Raw genomic sequence first — 20,730 nt, forward strand, 5'->3', positions numbered from 1 at the left:
CGCCTGTTATTTTCACGGGCAGCGACACAGAGCGGTCAGAGAAGGATCAAGGATGGCAAACTCGTTCACCGGGCGTAAGCGGGTCCGCAAGTTCTACGGCAACATCAGGGAAGTCGCCTCGATGCCGAATCTGATCGAGGTGCAGAAAAACTCCTACGATCAGTTCCTGCAGAAGGATACGGCGCCGGATCAGCGCGACGATTCCGGCCTGCAGGGCGTGTTCAAGTCGGTCTTCCCGATTTCCGACTTCGGCGAGACCGCGTCGCTGGAGTTCGTTCGCTATGAGTTCGAGCAGCCGAAATACGACGTCGAGGAGTGCCAGCAGCGCGACATGACGTTCGCGGCGCCGCTCAAGGCGACCCTGCGCCTCATCGTCTTCGAAGTCGACGAGGATACCGGCGCCAAGTCCGTGCTCGATATCAAGGAACAGGAAGTCTACATGGGCGACATGCCCCTGATGACCTCCAACGGCACGTTCGTCATCAACGGCACCGAACGCGTCATCGTGTCGCAGATGCACCGCTCGCCGGGCGTGTTCTTCGATCACGACCGCGGCAAGACCCATTCCTCGGGCAAGTTCCTTTTCGCCGCGCGGGTGATCCCGTATCGCGGTTCGTGGCTCGATTTCGAATTCGACGCCAAGGACATCGTCCATGCCCGCATCGACCGCCGCCGCAAGCTGCCGGTCACCACGCTGCTCTATGCCCTGGGCATGTCCAGCGAGGACATCCTGGAATATTTCTACAAGCTGGTCACCTACAGCCGCGCCAAGGACGGCTGGAAGCGCCCCTTCGACGCCAAGACCATGCGCGGCGCCAAGCTGCCCTATCCGATCGCCAACGCCGACACGGGCGAGGTTATCCTCGAGGCCGACGAGAAGCTGACGCCGCGCGCCGCGCGCCAGCTCGAGAAGCAGGGCCTCACCGAGGTGCTCGTGCCCGCCAAGGATCTGGTCGGCCGCTACCTGGCCCGCGATCTGGTGAACGAGCAGACCGGCCAGATCTACCTGGAAGCCGGCGAGGAGATCACCGAGGCGCATATCGCCACCTTCGAGGACGTGGGCATCGAGGACGTGCCGACGCTCGACATCGACCACATCAATGTGGGCGCGCATATCCGCAACACCATGCTCGCCGACAAGGTCGAAGGCGCCGAACACGCGCTGGTCGAGATCTACCGCGTCATGCGCCCGGGCGAGCCGCCGACCAAGGAAACCGCCGAAGCGCTGTTCGATGGTCTGTTCTTCGATCCGGAACGCTATGACCTGTCGTCGGTCGGCCGCGTGAAGATGAACATGCGCCTGGGCCTCGAGGTCGAGGACACCGTGCGCACGCTGCGCAAGGACGACGTGCTCGCCGTCATCAAGACCCTGGTCGAGCTGAAGGACGGCAAGGGCGAGATCGACGACATCGATCACCTGGGCAACCGGCGCGTGCGCTCGGTCGGCGAACTGATGGAAAATCAGTACCGCATCGGCCTGCTGCGCATGGAACGGGCGATCAAGGAGCGCATGAGCTCGGTTGAGATCGACACGGTCATGCCGCACGACCTGATCAACGCCAAGCCGGCCGCCGCCGCCGTGCGCGAGTTCTTCGGCTCGAGCCAGCTCAGCCAGTTCATGGATCAGACCAACCCGCTGTCCGAAGTCACCCACAAGCGCCGTCTCTCGGCGCTTGGGCCGGGCGGCCTGACCCGCGAGCGCGCCGGCTTCGAGGTGCGCGACGTGCATCCGACCCATTATGGCCGTATCTGCCCGATCGAAACGCCGGAAGGCCCGAACATCGGTCTGATCAACTCGCTCGCGACTTTCGCGCGGGTCAACAAGTACGGCTTCATCGAATCGCCCTACCGGAAGATCGTCGACGGCCGCGTCACCGACGAGGTCGTCTACCTGTCGGCCATGGAAGAGGGCAAGTTCACCATCGCCCAGGCGAACGCCGAACTGGACGAAAACGGCCGCTTCACCAGCGATCTCGTCTCGTGCCGCGAGGCAGGCGAGTTCGTGATGGCCGCGCCGGACCAGATCACGGCCATGGACGTGTCGCCCAAGCAGCTCGTCTCGGTCGCCGCCGCGCTCATTCCGTTCCTCGAGAACGATGACGCGAACCGCGCGCTGATGGGCTCGAACATGCAGCGTCAGGCGGTGCCGCTGGTCCGTGCCGAGGCGCCGCTGGTCGGCACCGGCATGGAAGAGGTCGTGGCCCGCGATTCCGGCGTGACCGTGGTCGCCAAGCGCGATGGCATCGTCGATCAGGTCGATTCGACCCGTATCGTGGTGCGCGCCACCTCGGAAGTGGATCCGGGCTCCTCGGGCGTCGACATCTACAATCTGGTGAAGTTCCAGCGGTCGAACCAGAACACCTGCATCACCCAGCGTCCGCTGGTGCGCGTGGGCGATCTGGTGAAGAAGGGCGACATCATCGGCGACGGTCCGTCGACCGATCTGGGCGAACTGGCCCTGGGCCGGAACGTGCTCGTCGCGTTCATGCCCTGGAACGGCTACAACTTCGAAGATTCGATCCTGATCTCCGAGCGGATGGTCAGCGACGACGTCTTCACCTCGATCCACATCGAGGAATATGAAGTCATGGCCCGCGACACCAAGCTGGGTCCGGAAGAAATCACCCGCGACATTCCGAACGTGGGCGAGGAAAGCCTCAGCCATCTCGACGAGGCCGGTATCGTCTACATCGGCGCCGAAGTGAAGGCGGGCGACATCCTGGTCGGCAAGGTGACGCCGAAGGGCGAGTCGCCGATGACGCCGGAAGAAAAGCTGCTGCGCGCCATCTTCGGTGAAAAGGCCTCCGACGTGCGCGACACGTCGCTGCGCGTGCCGCCGGGCGATTCCGGGACCATCGTCGAGGTTCGCGTGTTCAATCGGCACGGCGTCGACAAGGACGAACGCGCCCGCACCATCGAACGCGAGGAAATCGAACGGCTCGCCAAGGATCGCGACGACGAGCTGGCGATCCTGGAGCGCAGCTCCTTCTCGCGTCTCGAGGATCTGCTGCTCGGTCAGCAGGTGGCCAAGGGCCCGAAGGGCTTCCGCGCCGGCGCCGACGTCACCAAGGACCTGCTGCAGGAGTTGAGCAAGGGCCAGTGGTGGCATGTGGCGGTGAAGGATGAGGGCCGCCAGGCCGACATCGAATCGCTGCGCAAGCATTTCGACGACGCCAAGGACCGCCTGCAGAAGCGTTTCGAGGAGAAGGTCGAGAAGCTGCAGCGCGGCGACGAGCTGCTCCCCGGCGTGATGAAGATGGTCAAGGTGTTCGTGGCGGTGAAGCGCAAGCTGCAGCCGGGCGACAAGATGGCCGGCCGTCACGGCAACAAGGGTGTCATCTCGCGGATTTCGAAGATGGAAGACATGCCGTTCCTGGCGGACGGCACGGTGGCCGACATCGTGCTGAACCCGCTCGGCGTGCCGTCGCGCATGAACGTGGGGCAGATTCTCGAGACCCATCTGGGGTGGGCGTCCGCCGGCCTCGGCCGTCAGGTCGCGCAGCTGCTGGAAGACGTCCAGCGTGCCGGATCCACCGAGAACCTGCGCAAGCGGCTGCATGAACTCTATGGCGACAAGCAGTATGACGAGGTGATCCGCGATCTGGACGATGCCCAGATCCACGAACTCGCCAAGAACCTGAGCAAGGGCATTCCGTTGGCCACCCCGGTGTTCGACGGCGCCAAGGAAGCCGACATCGTCGACGCGCTGGTCGCGGCCGGCCTCGATGGCTCGGGCCAGGTCACGCTGTATGACGGCCGTACCGGCGAGTCCTTCGACCGCAAGGTCACCGTCGGCTACATCTACATGCTGAAGCTGCACCATCTGGTGGACGACAAGATCCACGCCCGTTCCATCGGCCCCTACAGCCTCGTGACCCAGCAGCCGCTGGGCGGCAAGGCCCAGTTCGGCGGTCAGCGCTTCGGCGAGATGGAGGTGTGGGCGCTACAGGCGTATGGCGCCGCCTACACGCTGCAGGAAATGCTGACGGTGAAGTCGGACGACGTGGCCGGCCGTACGGGTGTCTACGAGGCGATCGTCAAGGGTGACGACACTTTCGAAGCGGGTATCCCGGAATCCTTCAACGTGCTTGTGAAGGAAATGCGGTCCCTGGCGCTCAATGTCGAGCTGGTCACCGTCGAAGACTGAACCACTTGACACAAGTGGTACACTAGGTCGCGAACATATCTTACCGAGCAGGACCCGTTCCGGGTCCAGTCGAGGAGCAGAAGCATGAACCAAGAGGTCATCAACCTCTTCAGTCCGCAGAGCAAGGCCCAGAACTTCAACGCGATCAAGATTTCGATCGCGTCGCCGGAGCGCATCCGGTCCTGGTCCTTCGGTGAGATCAAGAAGCCCGAGACGATCAACTACCGGACGTTCAAGCCCGAACGCGACGGCCTGTTCTGCGCGCGCATCTTCGGTCCGATCAAGGATTACGAGTGCCTGTGCGGCAAGTACAAGCGCATGAAGTATCGCGGCATCGTCTGCGAAAAGTGCGGCGTGGAAGTGACCCTGTCGAAGGTCCGGCGCGAGCGCATGGGCCACATCGAACTGGCCGCGCCCGTCGCGCACATCTGGTTCCTCAAGAGCCTGCCGTCCCGCATCGGCCTGCTGCTCGACATGACCCTGAAGGATCTCGAGCGCATCCTGTACTTCGAATCCTATGTGGTGATCGAGCCCGGTCTGTCTGCGCTGAAGAAGGGCCAGCTCCTCAACGAGGAAGAGTATCACGACGCCCAGGACACCTATGGCGATGACGCGTTCACCGCCGGTATCGGTGCCGAGGCGATCCGCAACATGCTGGAGAGCCTGGACCTGGCGATGATCCGCGAGGAAATCCGTCAGGAACTGGCCGAGACCAAGTCGGAACTGAAGCCGAAAAAGCTGATCAAGCGGCTGAAGGTCGTCGAGGCGTTCATGGAATCCGGCAATCGCCCGGAATGGATGATCCTGACGGTCGTGCCGGTCATTCCGCCGGAACTGCGCCCGCTGGTGCCGCTCGATGGCGGCCGGTTCGCCACGTCGGATCTGAACGATCTGTACCGCCGCGTCATCAACCGTAACAACCGCCTGAAGCGGCTGATCGAGTTGCGCGCGCCGGACATCATCGTGCGCAATGAAAAGCGCATGCTGCAGGAATCGGTGGACGCGCTGTTCGACAATGGCCGTCGCGGCCGGACCATCACCGGCGCGAACAAGCGCCCGCTGAAGTCGCTGTCCGACATGCTGAAGGGCAAGCAGGGCCGCTTCCGTCAGAACCTGCTCGGCAAGCGCGTCGATTACTCCGGCCGTTCGGTCATCGTCGTGGGTCCGGAACTGAAGCTGCACCAGTGCGGCCTGCCCAAGAAGATGGCGCTCGAGCTGTTCAAGCCGTTCATCTATTCGCGGCTGGATCAAAAGGGTCTGTCGACGACGATCAAGCAGGCCAAGAAGATGGTCGAGAACCAGCGTCCCGAAGTCTGGGACATCCTGGACGAGGTCATCCGCGAGCACCCGGTCATGCTGAACCGCGCGCCCACGCTTCACCGCCTCGGCATCCAGGCGTTCGAGCCGGTGCTGATCGAAGGCAAGGCGATCCAGTTGCATCCGCTCGTCTGCTCGGCGTTCAACGCGGACTTCGACGGCGACCAGATGGCCGTTCACGTGCCGCTCTCGCTGGAAGCCCAGCTGGAAGCGCGCGCGCTGATGATGTCGACCAACAACATCCTCAGCCCGGCCAACGGCAAGCCGATCATCGTGCCGAGCCAGGACATCGTGCTGGGTCTCTACTACATGACCCTGCAGTACGACAACGAGCCGGGCGAAGGCATGATCTTCGCCAATATCGGCGAAATCCGCCAGGCGCTGGACGCCAAGGTGCTCTCGCTGCACGCCAAGATTCACTGCCGTTACGACACGGTGGACGATGAAGGCAACCCGATCACCGTGCGCGTGGAATCCACGCCGGGCCGCATGATGCTGGCGCAGCATCTGCCGAAGAACCCGAAGGTGAAATTCGACGTCATCAACCGCACGCTCGGCAAGAAGCAGGTGTCGGAAGTCATCGACATCGTCTATCGCCACTGCGGCCAGAAGGAGACCGTGCTGTTCGCCGACGCGATCATGGGCCTCGGCTTCCGTCAGGCGGCGCTTGCCGGCATCTCGTTCGGCAAGGACGACATGGTCATCCCGGAAACCAAGACCAAGCTGGTCGACGACACCCGGGCGCTGGCGAAGGAATACGAGCAGCAGTACGCCGAAGGTCTCATCACCCAGGGCGAAAAGTACAACAAGGTGATCGATGCCTGGGCCCAGTGCACCGACCGCGTCGCCGACGAGATGATCAAGCGCATCTCCTCGATCCAGATCGACGAGGAAACCAAGCGCACCAAGCCGATTAACTCGATTTACATGATGTCTCATTCCGGCGCGCGTGGCTCGCCCGCCCAGATGAAGCAGCTTGCCGGCATGCGCGGCCTGATGGCCAAGCCGTCGGGCGAGATCATCGAAACGCCGATCATCTCGAACTTCAAGGAAGGCCTGACCGTTCTCGAGTACTTCAACTCGACCCACGGCGCCCGCAAGGGTCTGGCCGACACCGCGCTGAAGACGGCGAACTCGGGTTACCTGACCCGCCGTCTGGTCGACGTGGCCCAGGATTGCATCATCATCGAGCGCAATTGCGGCACCACGCGCGGCCTGACCATCAGCGAAGCCATCGAAGGCGGTGAAGTGGTCGATCCGCTCGGCGATCGCCTGCTGGGCCGTTCGGCGGCCGAGGACATCCTCGATCCCGTCAGCGGCGAAGTTGTCGTCGGGGCCGGCGAGACGCTGGACGAAATCGCGGTCGAGAAGGTCGAGCGCGCCGGCGTGTCCGTGGTGAAGATCCGTTCCGTGCTGACCTGCGAGTCCGTCGGCGGCGTCTGCGGCGCCTGCTATGGCCGTGATCTGGCCCGCGGCACCAAGGTGAATATCGGCGAGGCCGTCGGTGTCATCGCGGCGCAGTCGATCGGCGAGCCCGGCACCCAGCTGACCATGCGTACCTTCCATATCGGCGGCGCGGCGCAGTTCGCCGAGCAGTCGTCGGTGGAAGCGACCAGCGAGGGCACGATCCGGCTCGAGAACCGCAACGTGGTCGAAGACAGCCAGAAGCGCCTCATCTCCATGAGCCGCAACTGCGAGATCATCGTCACCGATGCCGGCGGCCGCCAGCGCGCCCGCTACAAGGTGCCGTACGGCTCGCATCTGCTCGTCGATGACGGCAGCGCGGTCAAGCGCGGCACCAAGTTGGCTGAGTGGGATCCCTACACCGTGCCGATCATCGTCGAGCGCGGCGGTATCGCCCGCTACGTCGATCTGGTCGACGGCGTGTCGGTCCGCGAAGTGATGGACGAGACCACCGGCATCTCGCAGCGCGTCGTCGTCGACTGGCGTTCGCAGCCCAAGGGCGTCGATCTGCGTCCGCGTATCACGCTGCGCGACGAAGCCGGCGAACTGGTGAAGCTGTCGAACGGTCTTGAGGCCCGCTACATGCTCTCGGTGGACGCGATCCTCACCGTCAATGATGGCGACGATCTCCATGCCGGTGACGTGGTCGCGCGTATCCCGCGTGAAGCGGCGCGTACCCGCGACATTACGGGTGGTCTGCCGCGCGTGGCGGAACTGTTCGAAGCCCGCCGGCCCAAGGATCACGGCATCATCGCCGAAAACTCGGGCTATGTGGAGTTCGGCAAGGATTACAAGAACAAGCAGCGGATCGTGATCAAGCCGAAGGACGGCGACGGCGAGCCGGTGGAGTACCTGATCCCGAAGGGCAAGCACATCAGCGTGCGCGAGGGCGACTTCATCGAATCCGGCGAGTACGTGCTGGAAGGCAATCCGGTGCCGCACGACATCCTGCGCGTGCAGGGCGTCGAAGCGCTGGCCAACTACCTGGTGAACGAGATCCAGGAGGTCTATCGACTGCAGGGCGTGAAGATCAACGACAAGCACATCGAGGTGATCGTTCGCCAGATGCTGCAGAAGGTCGAGATTCTCAACCCGGGCGACACGACCTTCCTCAAGGGCGAGCAGGTCGACAAGACCGAGTTCGACGAGGTCAACGCCAAGGCGGAGAAGGAAGGCGGTCGTCCCGCGACGTCCGAGCCGGTTCTGCTGGGCATCACGAAGGCGTCGCTCCAGACCCGCTCGTTCATCTCGGCGGCATCGTTCCAGGAGACCACCCGCGTCCTCACCGAAGCGGCGGTCAACGGCAAGATCGATCACCTTTACGGTCTGAAGGAAAACGTGATCGTCGGCGGCCTGATCCCGGCCGGTACCGGCAACATGATGAACCGGATGCGCCAGATCGCGCATCGCCGGGATCGGGAGTATCTCGATGCCCAGCGGAGCGAGCAGCCCGAAGTGGCCGGGATGATCCCCGATGCCGGTTCGGCGGCGCCTGCGGCTGAGTAAGATCGAGGGGCCGGTCCTGGGTAATCAGGTCCGGCCCCGTCTCGATTTCTGGTACGAGTTCGCCAGCACCTACTCGTATCTCACCGTATCCCGGATAGAAGAACTGACGACAACGGCCGGCATCGAGCTTCGATGGCGGCCCTTTCTGTTGGGGCCGATCTTCGCGGCTCAGGGCTGGCACACGTCCCCGTTCAGCATCTATGAGGCAAAGGGGCATTACATGTGGCGCGACGTCGCGCGCCGTGCTGATCGATACGGCCTGCCGTTCAATAGACCCGCGACGTTTCCACAGAACGGCCTGCTCGCGGCGAGGCTGGCGCTGACGGGCGTCAGTGCTGGCTGGTGTGGCGACTTCTCCCGTCTGGTCTACCGCGCGCAATTCGTCAATGGGGCGGACATCTCGGATGGCGCCGTGCTCGCGGCGATTCTTCGTGATCTGGGCATTCCGGATGTCCCGGCCATGCGCGCCGCGTCGTCGGATCACAACAAGCAGGCTCTTCGCTCGCAAACGGAAGAGGCCATGGCGCTCGGGATTTTCGGCGCCCCGAGCTTCGTCGCGGACGGCGAGCTCTTCTGGGGAGATGATCGGCTGGAGGACGCCCTGGCGTGGCTCTCGGGTCCGGCCAGCGTGATCTAGAGCCGGCGAGCGTCCCGCATCGGGCGCCCAGCTTCTTCCTCGAATCGGCAATGGTACCCTGGGCGCACGCCTCCCTGGTGAACCGGCCGGGCTGACGCGATTCGGGCGATGTTCCGCGATCCCGCGGGGAGCGCGCCAAGGCGCCGGCTCGTGGGAGCCGCAGGTGGGCGCCAGAGCGTGTCCGGGGATAATTCGCGGCCCGGCGTGTAGAAAGGCGCCTATTCCGGTGATCACACGTGAAGAGGGATCGCCTGTTGTGACAAGAGAACTGATCCTGTTGAGCTACTGCCAATAGAGTACCGCGGCCATCCAAGATGCCATTGTACGCAACACTTCCGGATGCCGGGGAAACACCTCTTCCGCGGCCGCGCGCGAAAGACACGGCGCGGCGCAACACTGCATGAAGCTGGTATTTCTGGCGATAAGGCCCGCATGCCAAAGGTGTCCATAAAGTGTTATCTAACGCTTGACGGGGCGGCGGGGCGCTCGTATGTTCCGCGCCTCTCGAGGGTGCAGGCTGTAGGCTAATTCCTAGACGCTGCGCTGTGACAGTCCCGGTAGTGGATGTCAGCCTCCCCCATCACCCCGAGAACTGAACAGCGGCAACCGTCATGGACGAGGTGCTGTTGGTTTTGTGCTAGTTGAACGCGGCCTCGGTCGTACGCAGTTGAGTCTCGACGCTAAAGGGTAGTCATGCCGACGATTAACCAGTTGATCCGTAAGCCGCGCCAGCGGCCCATCAAGCGGAATAAGGTTCCGGCGCTTGAAGCATGTCCGCAGAAGCGCGGCGTGTGCACGCGTGTCTACACGACGACGCCGAAGAAGCCGAACTCGGCGCTTCGTAAGGTTGCCCGCGTCCGTCTGACCAACGGCTTCGAAGTCACCAGCTACATCCCGGGCGAAGGCCACAACCTGCAGGAGCACTCCGTTGTGCTGATCCGCGGTGGCCGCGTGAAGGATCTTCCCGGTGTCCGCTATCACATCCTGCGCGGTGTGCTCGACACGCAGGGCGTCAAGGATCGTCGCCAGCGTCGTTCGAAGTACGGCGCGAAGCGGCCGAAGTAAGGAGAGCAGTCAATGTCGCGTCGTCGCGCTGCAGAAAAACGTGAAGTTCTCCCCGACGCCAAGTATGGCGACGTGGTGGTGTCCAAGTTCATCAACAACCTGATGTTCCACGGCAAGAAGTCCGCCGCCGAAGACATTGTCTATGGCGCCTTCACCCGTATCGAGAAGCAGGGCAAGAACGAGCCGATCCGCGTCTTCCATGATGCGCTCGACAATGTTCGCCCGCAGATCGAGGTTCGCTCCCGCCGCGTCGGTGGTGCGACCTATCAGGTTCCGGTCGAGGTTCGTAGCGAGCGTGCTCAGGCCCTGGCGATTCGCTGGCTGATCGACGCCGCGCGCAAGCGGTCGGAGAACACGATGGAAGAGCGCCTGTTCAAGGAGCTCCTGGAAGCCAGCGACAATCGCGGCTCGTCCGTCAAGAAGCGTGAAGACACGCACCGCATGGCGGAAGCCAATCGCGCGTTCTCGCATTACCGCTGGTAGGCCAAGGAAGGCTGTTTCAAGATGTCTCGTACTACGCAGCTCGATCGCTATCGCAACATCGGCATCATGGCGCACATTGATGCCGGCAAGACGACCACGACCGAGCGAATCCTTTACTACACCGGCCGCAGCCACAAGATCGGCGAAGTCCATGATGGCGCCGCCACCATGGATTGGATGGAGCAGGAGCAGGAACGGGGCATCACGATCACCTCGGCCGCGACGACCTGCTTCTGGCGCGACCACCGTGTGAACATCATCGACACCCCCGGCCACGTGGACTTCACCATCGAAGTCGAGCGCAGCCTGCGCGTGCTCGATGGCGCGGTCGCGGTGTTCGACAGCGTCGCCGGCGTGGAGCCGCAGTCCGAGACCGTGTGGCGCCAGGCCGACAAGTACGGCGTGCCGCGGATGTGCTTCATCAACAAGATGGATCGCACCGGCGCGAATTTCGAGCGGACGCTCGGCATGATTCGCGACCGTCTGGGCGCGACGGCGCTGGTCATTCAGCTGCCGGTCGGTTCGGAAAGCGACTACAAGGGCCTGATCGATCTGGTGAAGAACAAGGCCGTGATCTGGCGGGATGAGTCGCTGGGCGCCGAGTTCGACTATGTCGACATTCCGGATGATCTCGCCGATGCCGCCGAGGCGGCGCGTCTCGAAATGATCGAGCTGGCCGTCGAACAGGATGAAGCTGCTCTCGAGGCCTATCTCGATGGCAACGAGCCGGACGAAGAAACGCTGAAGCGCTGCATCCGCAAAGGCACCATCGCCGGCGCGTTTGTTCCGGTGTTGAACGGCACCGCGTTCAAGAACAAGGGTGTCCAGCCGCTTCTCGATGCCGTGGTCGATTTCCTGCCGTCTCCGCTGGACGTGCCGGCCTATGAAGGCCTGCTGCCCGACAGCGACGAGACCGTCCAGCGCCATGCCGACGATAGCGAGCCCTTCTCGGGTCTGGCGTTCAAGATCATGAACGATCCCTTCGTGGGCTCGCTGACCTTCGTTCGCGTGTATTCGGGCGTCGTTGAAAGCGGCACCCAGACCCTGAACTCGGTGAAGGGCAAGCGCGAGCGCGTCGGCCGCATGCTGCAGATGCACGCGAACCACCGCGAAGACGTCAAGGAAGCCCGCGCGGGCGACATCGTTGCCTTCTGCGGCCTGAAGGAAACCACCACGGGCGACACGCTGTGCGATCCCGTGAAGCCGGTGATCCTGGAGCGCATGGAATTCCCGGAACCCGTCATCGAGGTGGCGGTGGAGCCGAAGACCAAGGCCGACCAGGAAAAGATGGGCGTCGCCCTGCACCGTCTGGCGCAGGAAGATCCGTCCTTCCGCGTGTCCGTCGATCACGAAAGCGGCCAGACCATCATCAAGGGGATGGGCGAGCTGCATCTCGAAATCATCGTCGATCGCATGCGCCGCGAGTTCAAGGTCGAGGCCAATGTGGGCGCGCCGCAGGTTGCGTATCGCGAAACCATCACCAAGCGCGCTGAAGTCGATTACACGCACAAGAAGCAGACCGGCGGTTCGGGTCAGTTCGCTCGCGTGAAGATCGTCCTCGAGCCGGGTGAGCAGGGTTCGGGCGGCGTGTTCGAGTCCACCATCGTCGGTGGCTCGGTCCCTCGCGAATATATCCCGGGTGTCGAAAAGGGTGTTCACAGCGTCGCCGAGACCGGCGTGCTGGCGGGCTTCCCGGTCATCGACTACAAGGTCCAGCTGATCGACGGCGCCTACCATGACGTCGACTCCAGCGTCCTGGCGTTCGAAATCGCGTCGCGGGCCGCGTTCCGTGAAGCGGCCCAGAAGGCCGGCATCCAGCTTCTCGAACCGATCATGGCCGTCGAGGTCGTGACCCCGGAAGATTACGTCGGCGACGTGATGGGTGACCTGAACAGCCGTCGTGGTCTCGTCGAGGGCACGGACATGCGCGGCAACGCCAACGCCATCAAGGCGTCGGTGCCGCTCGCCAACATGTTCGGTTACGTCAACACGCTGCGGTCCATGACCCAGGGCCGCGCCCAGTACACCATGCAGTTCTCGCACTACGCGCCCGTTCCGAAGGCCGTCAGTGACGAGGTTGTCGCGAAACGCGCGTAAGCAGATAGAGCGGAAGGAAGACTCCCATGTCGAAGGGAAAGTTTGAGCGGAACAAGCCGCATTGCAACGTCGGGACCATTGGTCACGTTGACCACGGCAAGACGTCGCTGACGGCGGCGATCACGAAGGTTCTTGCGGAGACGGGCGGCGCGACGTTCCAGGCGTACGACCAGATCGACAAGGCACCTGAAGAGAAGGCGCGCGGCATTACGATTTCGACGGCGCACGTCGAGTACGAGACGACGAACCGCCACTACGCGCACGTCGATTGCCCCGGCCACGCGGATTACGTGAAGAACATGATCACGGGCGCGGCGCAGATGGACGGCGCGATCCTGGTGGTGTCGGCGGCCGACGGCCCGATGCCGCAGACGCGCGAGCACATCCTGCTGGCCCGTCAGGTCGGCGTTCCGGCGATCGTGGTGTTCCTGAACAAGGTGGACCAGGTCGACGATCCGGAACTGCTGGAACTGGTCGAGCTGGAAGTGCGCGAGCTGCTGTCGTCCTACGATTTCCCGGGCGACGACATTCCGATCATCCCGGGCTCGGCTCTGGCGGCGCTGGAAGACAGCAACCGCGAGATCGGCCATGACGCGATCCTGAAGCTGATGGCGGCGGTCGACGAGTACATCCCGCAGCCGCACCGCCCGATCGACCTGCCGTTCCTGATGCCGATCGAAGACGTGTTCTCGATCTCGGGCCGCGGCACCGTCGTGACCGGCCGCGTCGAGCGCGGCATCGTGAAGGTGGGCGAGGAAGTCGAGATCGTCGGCATGAAGGACACCCGCAAGACGGTGTGCACCGGCGTCGAGATGTTCCGCAAGCTGCTGGACCAGGGCCAGGCGGGCGACAACATCGGCGCGCTGCTGCGCGGCGTGGACCGTAACGACGTGGAGCGCGGCCAGGTTCTGGCCAAGCCGGGCTCGATCACGCCGCACACCCAGTTCCAGGCCGAAGCCTACATCCTGACCAAGGAAGAGGGCGGCCGTCACACGCCGTTCTTCTCCAACTACCGTCCGCAGTTCTACTTCCGCACGACCGACGTGACGGGCATGGTGAAGCTGCCGGAAGGCACCGAGATGGTCATGCCGGGCGACAACATCACCATGGAAGTCGAGCTCATCGTGCCGATCGCCATGGATGAAGGCCTCCGCTTCGCCATCCGTGAAGGCGGTCGTACCGTCGGCGCCGGCGTCGTCGCGAAAATCCTGAAATAAGAAAACAAGCACGGGCCGGTCTGGCCTTCGTCGGACCGGCCTAATTATTTGGTGAGAGTGGCATGGACAATCAAAATATCCGCATTCGCCTGAAGGCGTTTGACCACCGCATCCTCGACCAGTCGACTGGCGAGATCGTGGGGACGGCCAAGCGGACCGGCGCGCGCGTGCGCGGCCCGATCCCGCTGCCGACCAAGATCGAAAAGTTCACCGTGCTGCGCTCGCCCCACATCGATAAGAAGTCGCGCGAACAGTTCGAAATCCGCACCCACAAGCGGCTGCTGGATATCATCGACCCGACCCCGGAAACCGTGGACGCGCTGATGAAGCTCGACCTGGCCGCCGGTGTCGATGTCGAAATCAAGCTGCAGGCTTAAGGCAGGAAGAATCCAATGCGTTCGGGATTGATAGCACAAAAGGTCGGCATGACCCGCGTGTTCGCCGAGGACGGGGCCCATGTGCCCGTGACCGTTCTGAAGGTGGACAATTGCCAGGTCATCGCCCAGAAGACCGAAGAGCGCGACGGCTACACGGCCGTCCAGCTTGGCGCCGGCAAGGCGAAGCCGAATCGGGTCAGCAAGCCGCAGCGCGGCCACTTCGCGAAGTCGAACGTGGAGCCGAAGAAGCGGATCGTCGAGTTTCGCGTCGCCGAAGACGCGCTGATCGACGTCGGTGCGGAACTGACCACCGATCACTTCGTGGTCGGCCAGCTCGTCGACGTGGTGGGTACCACGATCGGTAAGGGCTTCGCCGGTGTCATGAAGCGCCACAACTTTGGCGGTCTGCGTGCATCGCACGGCGTGTCCGTGTCGCATCGTTCGCATGGTTCGACCGGTCAGCGTCAGGATCCGGGCAAGGTCTTCAAGGGTAAGAAGATGGCCGGCCACATGGGTGCAGTGCGTGTCACCACGCAGAACCTGAAGGTCGTCGCCACCGATGCCGAACGCGGTCTGCTGCTGGTGCATGGCGCCGTTCCCGGTCCGGCCAGCGGCTGGGTCCTGGTGCGCGACGCCGTCAAGCGCAAGCGCCCGGACAACGTTCCGTATCCGGCCGGCTTGCGCCAGTCGAACGCCCCGGCCGCCGAACAGGCTGCCCCGGCTGAAGAAACCAGCGGCGATGCCGCCGAGAACCAGGAGTGATGTCGGTGAAGGTAGACGTCATTACCCTTGAAGCGGGCAACGCCGGATCGGTCGATCTGAGCGACGCCATCTTCAGCCTGCCGGCCCGTCAGGACCTGCTGCAGCGCACCGTGCGCTGGCAGCTGGCCAAGCGTCAGGCCGGCACGCACAAGACCAAGGGCCGTTCCGAGATCGCGCTGACCGGCAAGAAGTTCGTGAAGCAGAAGGGTTCCGGCGGCGCCCGTCATGGTGACCGCAAGGCGCCGCAGTTCCGCGGCGGCGGCAAGGCCTTCGGTCCGGTCGTGCGCAGTCACGAACATGATCTGCCCAAGAAGGTTCGCAAGCTCGCGCTGAAGACCGCGCTGTCGGTGAAGCAGGCCGAAGGCAATCTGGTGGTTCTGGATCAGGCCTCGCTGGCCGACCCCAAGACCAAGGGCCTGGTCGGCATCCTGGCGAAGCTGGGCTGGTCGAACGCGCTGATCATCGACGGCGACGCGGTCGAGCAGAACTTCGCCCGCGCCGCGGCCAACATTCCGCACATCGACGTGCTGCCCAGCCAGGGCGCGAACGTCTATGACATCCTGCGCCACAACACCCTGGTCCTGACCAAGGCTGGCCTGGAGCGGCTCGAGGAGCGTCTGAAATGAGCAAGATCAAGGCGAAGAACAAGCACTTCGATCTGCTGCTGAGGCCTGTCGTCACGGAAAAGTCGACCCTCGGTGTGGAGAACAACCAGGTTACCTTCCGGGTGACGCTGGATGCCACCAAGCCAGAGATCAAGGAAGCGGTCGAGAGTGTGTTCGGCGTGAAAGTCAACGCGGTCAACACCCTGCGTCAGCAGGGCAAGGTCAAGCGGTTCCGCGGCGTTGTCGGCAAGCGTCCCGAGTACAAGAAGGCCATCGTGACCCTCGCCGAAGGCGAGACGATCGATATCACGACGGGAGTCTAACCGATGGCGCTCAAGTCATATAATCCGACGACCCCGGGCCAGCGCGGCCTGGTCCTCGTCGACCGTTCCGGCCTCTGGAAAGGCAAGCCCGTCAAGGCGCTGACCGAAGGTCTGAGCAAGAAAGGTGGCCGCAACAATCATGGCCGCGTCACGGCGTTCGGCCAGGGCGGCGGTCACAAGCGGTCCTATCGTCTGGTCGATTTCAAGCGCCGCAAGTTCGACGTGGCGGCGACGGTCGAGCGGCTGGAATACGATCCGAACCGTTCGGCGTTCATTGCTCTCGTGAAGTACGAGGACGGCGATCTGGCCTACATCATCGCGCCGCAGCGCCTGAATGTCGGCGACCAGGTCGTGTCGGGCAAGAAGGTCGACGTGAAGCCGGGCAACGCCATGCCGCTGGGCTCCATGCCGGTCGGCACGATCGTGCACAATGTGGAGCTGAAGCCGGGCAAGGGCGGTCAGATCGCACGCGCCGCGGGCACCTATGTGCAGTATGTCGGTCGCGACGGCGATTATTCGATCCTTCGTCTGGCGTCGGGCGAACAGCGCATCGTTCACTCGAGCTGCATGGCGACGGTGGGCGCGGTGTCCAACCCGGACAACCAGAACACCAATCTCGGCAAGGCCGGCCGCAATCGCTGGCTCGGCAAGCGCCCGTCGGTTCGTGGTGTCGCCATGAACCCGGTCGACCATCCGCACGGCGGTGGTGAAGGCCGTACCTCGGGTGGCCGTCATCCGGTCACGCCTTGGGGCAAGCCGACCAAGGGTAAGAAGACGCGGTCCAACAAGTCCACGGACCGGTTCATCGTTCGCTCGCGCCACGCGCGGAAGAAGTAGGAGACAGAGCGTGCCACGTTCAGTTTGGAAAGGCCCGTTTGTCGACGGCTACCTGCTCAAGAAGGCGGCGACCGTTCGTGACAGCGGCCGCGGCGAGGCGATCAAGACCTGGTCGCGTCGGTCCACCATCGTCCCGCAGTTCGTCGGTCTGAACTTCGCCGTTCACAACGGTCACAAGTTCGTCCCGGTGCACATCGCGGAAGAAATGGTCGGTCACAAGCTCGGCGAGTTCGCGCCGACCCGTACCTACTACGGCCACGCCGCCGACAAGAAGGCGAAGAGGGGCTGAGATGAGCAAGAAAGCCAAAGAGCGCGCTCTGGGCGAAAACGAAGCGAAGGCGATCGCCACCTCGCTTCGGACCAGCCCGCGCAAGCTGAACCTGGTGGCGGGCATGATCCGTGGCCTGAAGGCGGAACAGGCGCTGCACGCGCTGACGTTCTCCAAGCGCCGCATCGCCGTCGAAGTGAAGAAGGTGCTCGAGAGCGCCATCGCGAATGCCGAGAACAACCATCAGCTCGACGTGGACCAGCTGGTCGTCGCCGAAGCGCATGTGGGCAAGGCTCTGATCATGAAGCGTTTCCACGCCCGCGCCCGCGGCCGTGGCGCCCGGATCGAAAAGCCGTTCAGCCGGCTGACGATCGTCGTCCGCGAAGTCGAGGAGGCCGCGTAATGGGTCAAAAAGTAAATCCGATCGGTCTGCGCCTCGGCGTCAACCGGACCTGGGATTCGCGCTGGTACGCGAACCGGGACTTCGCGAAGCTGCTGCACGAAGACATCAAGATCCGCGATTACCTGCAGACCAAGCTGTCGGCCGCCGGTATCTCGAAGATCGTCATCGAGCGCCCCGCGAAGAAGGCTCGTGTGACCATTCACTCGGCGCGTCCGGGTGTGATCATCGGCAAGAAGGGCGCCGACATCGACAAGCTCCGCAAGGAGATCTCGACGATGACGGGTTCGGAAGTGCACCTCAACATCGTTGAAGTGCGCAAGCCGGAAATCGACGCCAAGCTGATCGCCGAGAACATCGCGCAGCAGCTCGAGCGCCGGGTGGCTTTCCGCCGCGCCATGAAGCGCGCGGTGCAGTCGGCCATGCGTCTCGGCGCCAAGGGCATCCGTATCAATTGCGGCGGTCGCCTTGGCGGCGCCGAGATCGCGCGGATGGAATGGTACCGTGAAGGCCGCGTTCCGCTGCATACCCTGCGCGCTGACATCGATTACGGCGAAGCCCGCGCGAACACCGCCTATGGCGTGTGCGGCGTGAAGGTGTGGGTGTTCAAGGGAGAGATCCTGGCCCACGACCCGATGGCGTCGGAAAAGCGGTCTCTGGAGGCGCAGCAAGGCGGCTCCGGCAACCGGTCGATGAACTAAGCGCTGAACTGAGAGTACAAGACCATGCTTCAGCCGAAGAAAACCAAATTCCGGAAGGCCTTCAAGGGCCGCATCCATGGCAAGGCCAAGGGTGGCACCGAACTCAATTTCGGCGCCTTCGGCCTGAAGGCGACGGAACCGGGCCGTATCACCGCGCGTCAGATCGAGGCGGCCCGCCGCGCGATCAGCCGCCACATGAAGCGTGCCGGCCGCGTCTGGATCCGGGTGTTCCCGGACGTGCCGGTCTCGAAGAAGCCGACCGAAGTCCGCATGGGTAAGGGCAAGGGTTCGCCGGAATACTGGGTGGCGCGCGTGAAGCCGGGCCGCATCATGTTCGAGATCGAGGGCGTGTCTGAAACCATCGCTCGCGAAGCATTCGACCGCGCCGCCGCCAAGCTGTCCATCGCGACGCGCCTGGTGTCGCGTCCGGGCGAGCACTAGGAGATTTGAAGCCATGAAGGCGTCGGAAACCAGGGGCATGACCCTCGATCAGCTCACGGACAAGCTCGCCGAGCTGAAGCGTGAGCAGTTCAACCTTCGTGTTCAGCAGGCCACCGGCCAGCTGGAGAAGCCGTCCCGTCGCCGTCAGGTTCGGCGCGACATCGCGCGGATCCAGACCATCATCGGCGAGAAACAGGCCCCCGGGGCCAGCGCTTAAGGCGGAGTACGCGAGATATGCCGAAAAGAATTCTGCAGGGCGTGGTCGTCAGCAGCGCCAACGAAAAGACCGTGGTGGTCCGCGTCGAACGTCGCGTGAAGCATCCGGTTCTGGGCAAGGTCGTGCGCCTGTCCAAGCGCTACCATGCCCATGACGAAGAGAACGCCCGCCAGGTCGGTGACGTGGTGCGGATCGAGGAATGCCCGCCGATTTCGCGCTTGAAGCGCTGGCGGGTGATCGCCGAACAGGCTTGATGAACGCACCGGGAGATACGCCATGATTCAAATGCAGTCGAATCTGGATGTTGCCGATAACTCGGGTGCGCGCCGTGTGCAGTGCATCAAGGTACTCGGTGGCTCCAAGCGGAAGACCGCTTCGGTTGGCGACGTGATCGTCGTCAGCGTGAAGGAGGCCATTCCGAGGGGGCGTGTGAAGAAGGGTGACGTGCACCGTGCCGTCATCGTTCGCACCGCCAAGGAAATTTTCCGGCCGGATGGCTCAAGCATCCGCTTCGACCACAACGCGGCCGTGTTGATCAACAAGCAGGGCGAGCCGATCGGGACCCGCATCTTTGGCCCGGTCACCCGCGAGCTGCGTGCGAAGGCGATGATGAAGATCATCTCGCTGGCGCCGGAGGTGCTGTAATGGCCGCGAAGATTAAGAAGGGCGACCAGGTCATCGTGACCAAGGGCCGCGACAAAGGCAAGAAGGGCGAGGTGCTTCGCGTTATCCCGACGGATAATCGCGCCGTCGTCCAGGGCGTGAATGTGGTGAAGAAGCACAAGCGTCCGAACCAGTTCGATGCGGGCGGTATCAAGTCCGAAGAAGCGCCGCTGGCCCTGGCGAACCTGGCCATCGTCGATCCCAAGACCGGAGAGCCCACCCGCGTCGGCTTCAAGATTCTGGAAGACGGCCGCAAGGTCCGTTTCGCCAAGAAGTCAGGAGATGTGATCGATGGCTGAGTCTGCTGAAAAGGCTCGTTTGCAGGACCATTACGAAGAAAAGGTCCGGCCGCAGCTTATGGAAACCTTCGGGTTGACCAACCGCTATTCGGTGCCGAAGCTCGACAAGATCGTCATCAACATGGGCGTGGGTGAAGGCACCCGCGACGCCAAGAAGATCACGATCGCCGCTGAGGAACTGACCAAGATCGCCGGCCAGAAGCCGGTGGTGACCAAGGCCAAGAAGTCCATCGCCGGTTTCAAGCTGCGCGAGGGCATGCCGGTCGGTTGCAAGGTGACCCTGCGCGGGAAGCGGATGTACGAATTCCTCGACCGCCTGATCACCATTGCGCTGCCGCGCGTCCGGGACTTCCGCGGCGTGTCGCCGAAGAGCTTCGACGGCAACGGCAACTATGCCCTTGGCCTCAAGGAACAGATCGTGTTCCCCGAGATCAACTATGACCAGATCGACGAGATCCGGGGCATGGACATCATCATTTGCACGACGGCGAAAGACGACGAGCAGGCCAAGGCCCTGCTTACCGGTTTTCAGCTGCCGTTCCGGAACTAAGGCGTGTTTGCGCTGGAGCAGGTCTCAGGAGGACTTGATCGTGGCTAAGAAGAGTTCGATTGCTAAGAACAAGAAGCGTGAGCGGCTGGCCGTCCAGTTCGCCGGCAAGCGGCGCCAGCTGAAGGCTGCCGCCAAGGATGAGACGCTGTCGCCGGAAGAGCGGTTTCGTGCTCGTCTGAAGCTGGCGGAGCTGCCGCGGAACGGTGCGGCGATCCGCATCCGGAATCGCTGCGAGCTGACGGGTCGTCCGCGCGCCGTGTACCGGAAGTTCAAACTGTCACGAATTGCATTGCGCGATCTTGGGTCGATGGGGCAAATCCCCGGCCTGGTAAAGTCGAGCTGGTAACGGAGCAA

At 63.3% G+C, this 20,730-nt stretch carries 22 protein-coding genes; all 22 read left to right on the forward strand.

Features of this window, described 5'->3' with window-relative positions; translation table 11 throughout:
- Nucleotides 1–52 precede the first annotated feature (52 nt).
- The 22 genes from rpoB to rpsN all read left to right on the forward strand — a co-directional run bounded on the left by rpoB (nt 53) and on the right by rpsN (nt 20,722).
- The gene (gene rpoB / locus WJU17_RS15290) at nt 53–4,147 is read left to right on the forward strand and encodes a DNA-directed RNA polymerase subunit beta (protein ID WP_346328261.1); all 4,095 of its coding nucleotides are present in this window, start codon (nt 53–55) and stop codon (nt 4,145–4,147) included.
- 84 nt (nt 4,148–4,231) lie between these two features.
- Nucleotides 4,232–8,434 (forward strand): DNA-directed RNA polymerase subunit beta', encoded by a 4,203-nt coding sequence (gene rpoC, locus WJU17_RS15295; protein ID WP_346328262.1) that lies wholly within the window; start codon nt 4,232–4,234, stop codon nt 8,432–8,434.
- Nucleotides 8,403–9,071 (forward strand): 2-hydroxychromene-2-carboxylate isomerase, encoded by a 669-nt coding sequence (locus WJU17_RS15300; protein WP_346328263.1) that lies wholly within the window; start codon nt 8,403–8,405, stop codon nt 9,069–9,071. The genes rpoC and WJU17_RS15300 overlap by 32 nt, the downstream gene beginning before the upstream one ends.
- A 693-nt stretch (nt 9,072–9,764) precedes the next feature.
- Nucleotides 9,765–10,136 carry a 30S ribosomal protein S12 gene (rpsL, locus tag WJU17_RS15305; protein ID WP_346328264.1) on the forward strand — a complete coding sequence of 124 codons (372 nt, stop codon included), beginning with the start codon at nt 9,765–9,767 and terminating at the stop codon, nt 10,134–10,136.
- A 12-nt stretch (nt 10,137–10,148) separates the two neighbouring features.
- On the forward strand, nt 10,149–10,619 hold the full coding sequence (gene rpsG / locus WJU17_RS15310) for a 30S ribosomal protein S7 (protein WP_346328265.1): 471 nt from the start codon (nt 10,149–10,151) through the stop codon (nt 10,617–10,619).
- A 21-nt stretch (nt 10,620–10,640) separates the two neighbouring features.
- Complete coding sequence (gene fusA, locus WJU17_RS15315; protein WP_346328266.1) at nt 10,641–12,716, forward strand: elongation factor G; 2,076 nt, start codon at nt 10,641–10,643, stop codon at nt 12,714–12,716.
- 26 nt (nt 12,717–12,742) lie between these two features.
- Nucleotides 12,743–13,933: an elongation factor Tu gene (gene tuf, locus WJU17_RS15320; RefSeq protein ID WP_346328254.1), complete on the forward strand. Its 1,191-nt coding sequence runs from the start codon at nt 12,743–12,745 to the stop codon at nt 13,931–13,933.
- Nucleotides 13,934–13,995: 62 nt separating this feature from the next.
- On the forward strand, nt 13,996–14,310 hold the full coding sequence (rpsJ, locus tag WJU17_RS15325; protein WP_346323997.1) for a 30S ribosomal protein S10: 315 nt from the start codon (nt 13,996–13,998) through the stop codon (nt 14,308–14,310).
- Between the two features lie 15 nt (nt 14,311–14,325).
- Nucleotides 14,326–15,072 carry a 50S ribosomal protein L3 gene (rplC, locus tag WJU17_RS15330; protein ID WP_346328267.1) on the forward strand — a complete coding sequence of 249 codons (747 nt, stop codon included), beginning with the start codon at nt 14,326–14,328 and terminating at the stop codon, nt 15,070–15,072.
- Between the two features lie 5 nt (nt 15,073–15,077).
- Nucleotides 15,078–15,698: a 50S ribosomal protein L4 gene (gene rplD / locus WJU17_RS15335; protein ID WP_346328966.1), complete on the forward strand. Its 621-nt coding sequence runs from the start codon at nt 15,078–15,080 to the stop codon at nt 15,696–15,698.
- A complete protein-coding gene (locus WJU17_RS15340; RefSeq protein ID WP_346328268.1) occupies nt 15,695–16,000 on the forward strand; it encodes a 50S ribosomal protein L23 in 306 nt (101 codons plus the stop codon). The genes rplD and WJU17_RS15340 overlap by 4 nt, the downstream gene beginning before the upstream one ends.
- A gap of 3 nt (nt 16,001–16,003) precedes the next feature.
- Nucleotides 16,004–16,837, forward strand: a complete 834-nt coding sequence (rplB, locus tag WJU17_RS15345; protein WP_346328269.1) for a 50S ribosomal protein L2 — start codon at nt 16,004–16,006, stop codon at nt 16,835–16,837.
- A 10-nt stretch (nt 16,838–16,847) separates the two neighbouring features.
- A complete protein-coding gene (gene rpsS, locus WJU17_RS15350) occupies nt 16,848–17,126 on the forward strand; it encodes a 30S ribosomal protein S19 (RefSeq protein WP_346328270.1) in 279 nt (92 codons plus the stop codon).
- A 1-nt stretch (nt 17,127) separates the two neighbouring features.
- Nucleotides 17,128–17,508 (forward strand): 50S ribosomal protein L22, encoded by a 381-nt coding sequence (gene rplV / locus WJU17_RS15355; RefSeq protein ID WP_346328271.1) that lies wholly within the window; start codon nt 17,128–17,130, stop codon nt 17,506–17,508.
- Nucleotides 17,508–18,206 carry a 30S ribosomal protein S3 gene (rpsC, locus tag WJU17_RS15360; RefSeq protein WP_346328272.1) on the forward strand — a complete coding sequence of 233 codons (699 nt, stop codon included), beginning with the start codon at nt 17,508–17,510 and terminating at the stop codon, nt 18,204–18,206. Before rplV ends, rpsC begins: the two co-directional genes overlap by 1 nt.
- A gap of 24 nt (nt 18,207–18,230) precedes the next feature.
- Nucleotides 18,231–18,647, forward strand: a complete 417-nt coding sequence (gene rplP / locus WJU17_RS15365) for a 50S ribosomal protein L16 (protein WP_346328273.1) — start codon at nt 18,231–18,233, stop codon at nt 18,645–18,647.
- Between the two features lie 13 nt (nt 18,648–18,660).
- Nucleotides 18,661–18,864, forward strand: coding sequence for a 50S ribosomal protein L29 (rpmC, locus tag WJU17_RS15370; RefSeq protein WP_346328274.1), 204 nt, complete (start codon nt 18,661–18,663; stop codon nt 18,862–18,864).
- A gap of 17 nt (nt 18,865–18,881) precedes the next feature.
- Nucleotides 18,882–19,118, forward strand: a complete 237-nt coding sequence (gene rpsQ / locus WJU17_RS15375; RefSeq protein ID WP_346328275.1) for a 30S ribosomal protein S17 — start codon at nt 18,882–18,884, stop codon at nt 19,116–19,118.
- A 22-nt stretch (nt 19,119–19,140) separates the two neighbouring features.
- Complete coding sequence (rplN, locus tag WJU17_RS15380) at nt 19,141–19,509, forward strand: 50S ribosomal protein L14 (RefSeq protein ID WP_346328276.1); 369 nt, start codon at nt 19,141–19,143, stop codon at nt 19,507–19,509.
- A complete protein-coding gene (gene rplX / locus WJU17_RS15385) occupies nt 19,509–19,826 on the forward strand; it encodes a 50S ribosomal protein L24 (protein WP_346328277.1) in 318 nt (105 codons plus the stop codon). Before rplN ends, rplX begins: the two co-directional genes overlap by 1 nt.
- Complete coding sequence (gene rplE, locus WJU17_RS15390) at nt 19,819–20,376, forward strand: 50S ribosomal protein L5 (RefSeq protein ID WP_346328278.1); 558 nt, start codon at nt 19,819–19,821, stop codon at nt 20,374–20,376. Before rplX ends, rplE begins: the two co-directional genes overlap by 8 nt.
- Nucleotides 20,377–20,416: 40 nt before the next feature.
- Nucleotides 20,417–20,722 carry a 30S ribosomal protein S14 gene (rpsN, locus tag WJU17_RS15395; protein ID WP_346328279.1) on the forward strand — a complete coding sequence of 102 codons (306 nt, stop codon included), beginning with the start codon at nt 20,417–20,419 and terminating at the stop codon, nt 20,720–20,722.
- The last annotated feature ends 8 nt before the right edge of the window (nt 20,723–20,730 follow it).

This window comes from Iodidimonas sp. SYSU 1G8 (assembly GCF_039655775.1).
GTDB lineage: Bacteria > Pseudomonadota > Alphaproteobacteria > SMXS01 > SMXS01 > RI-34.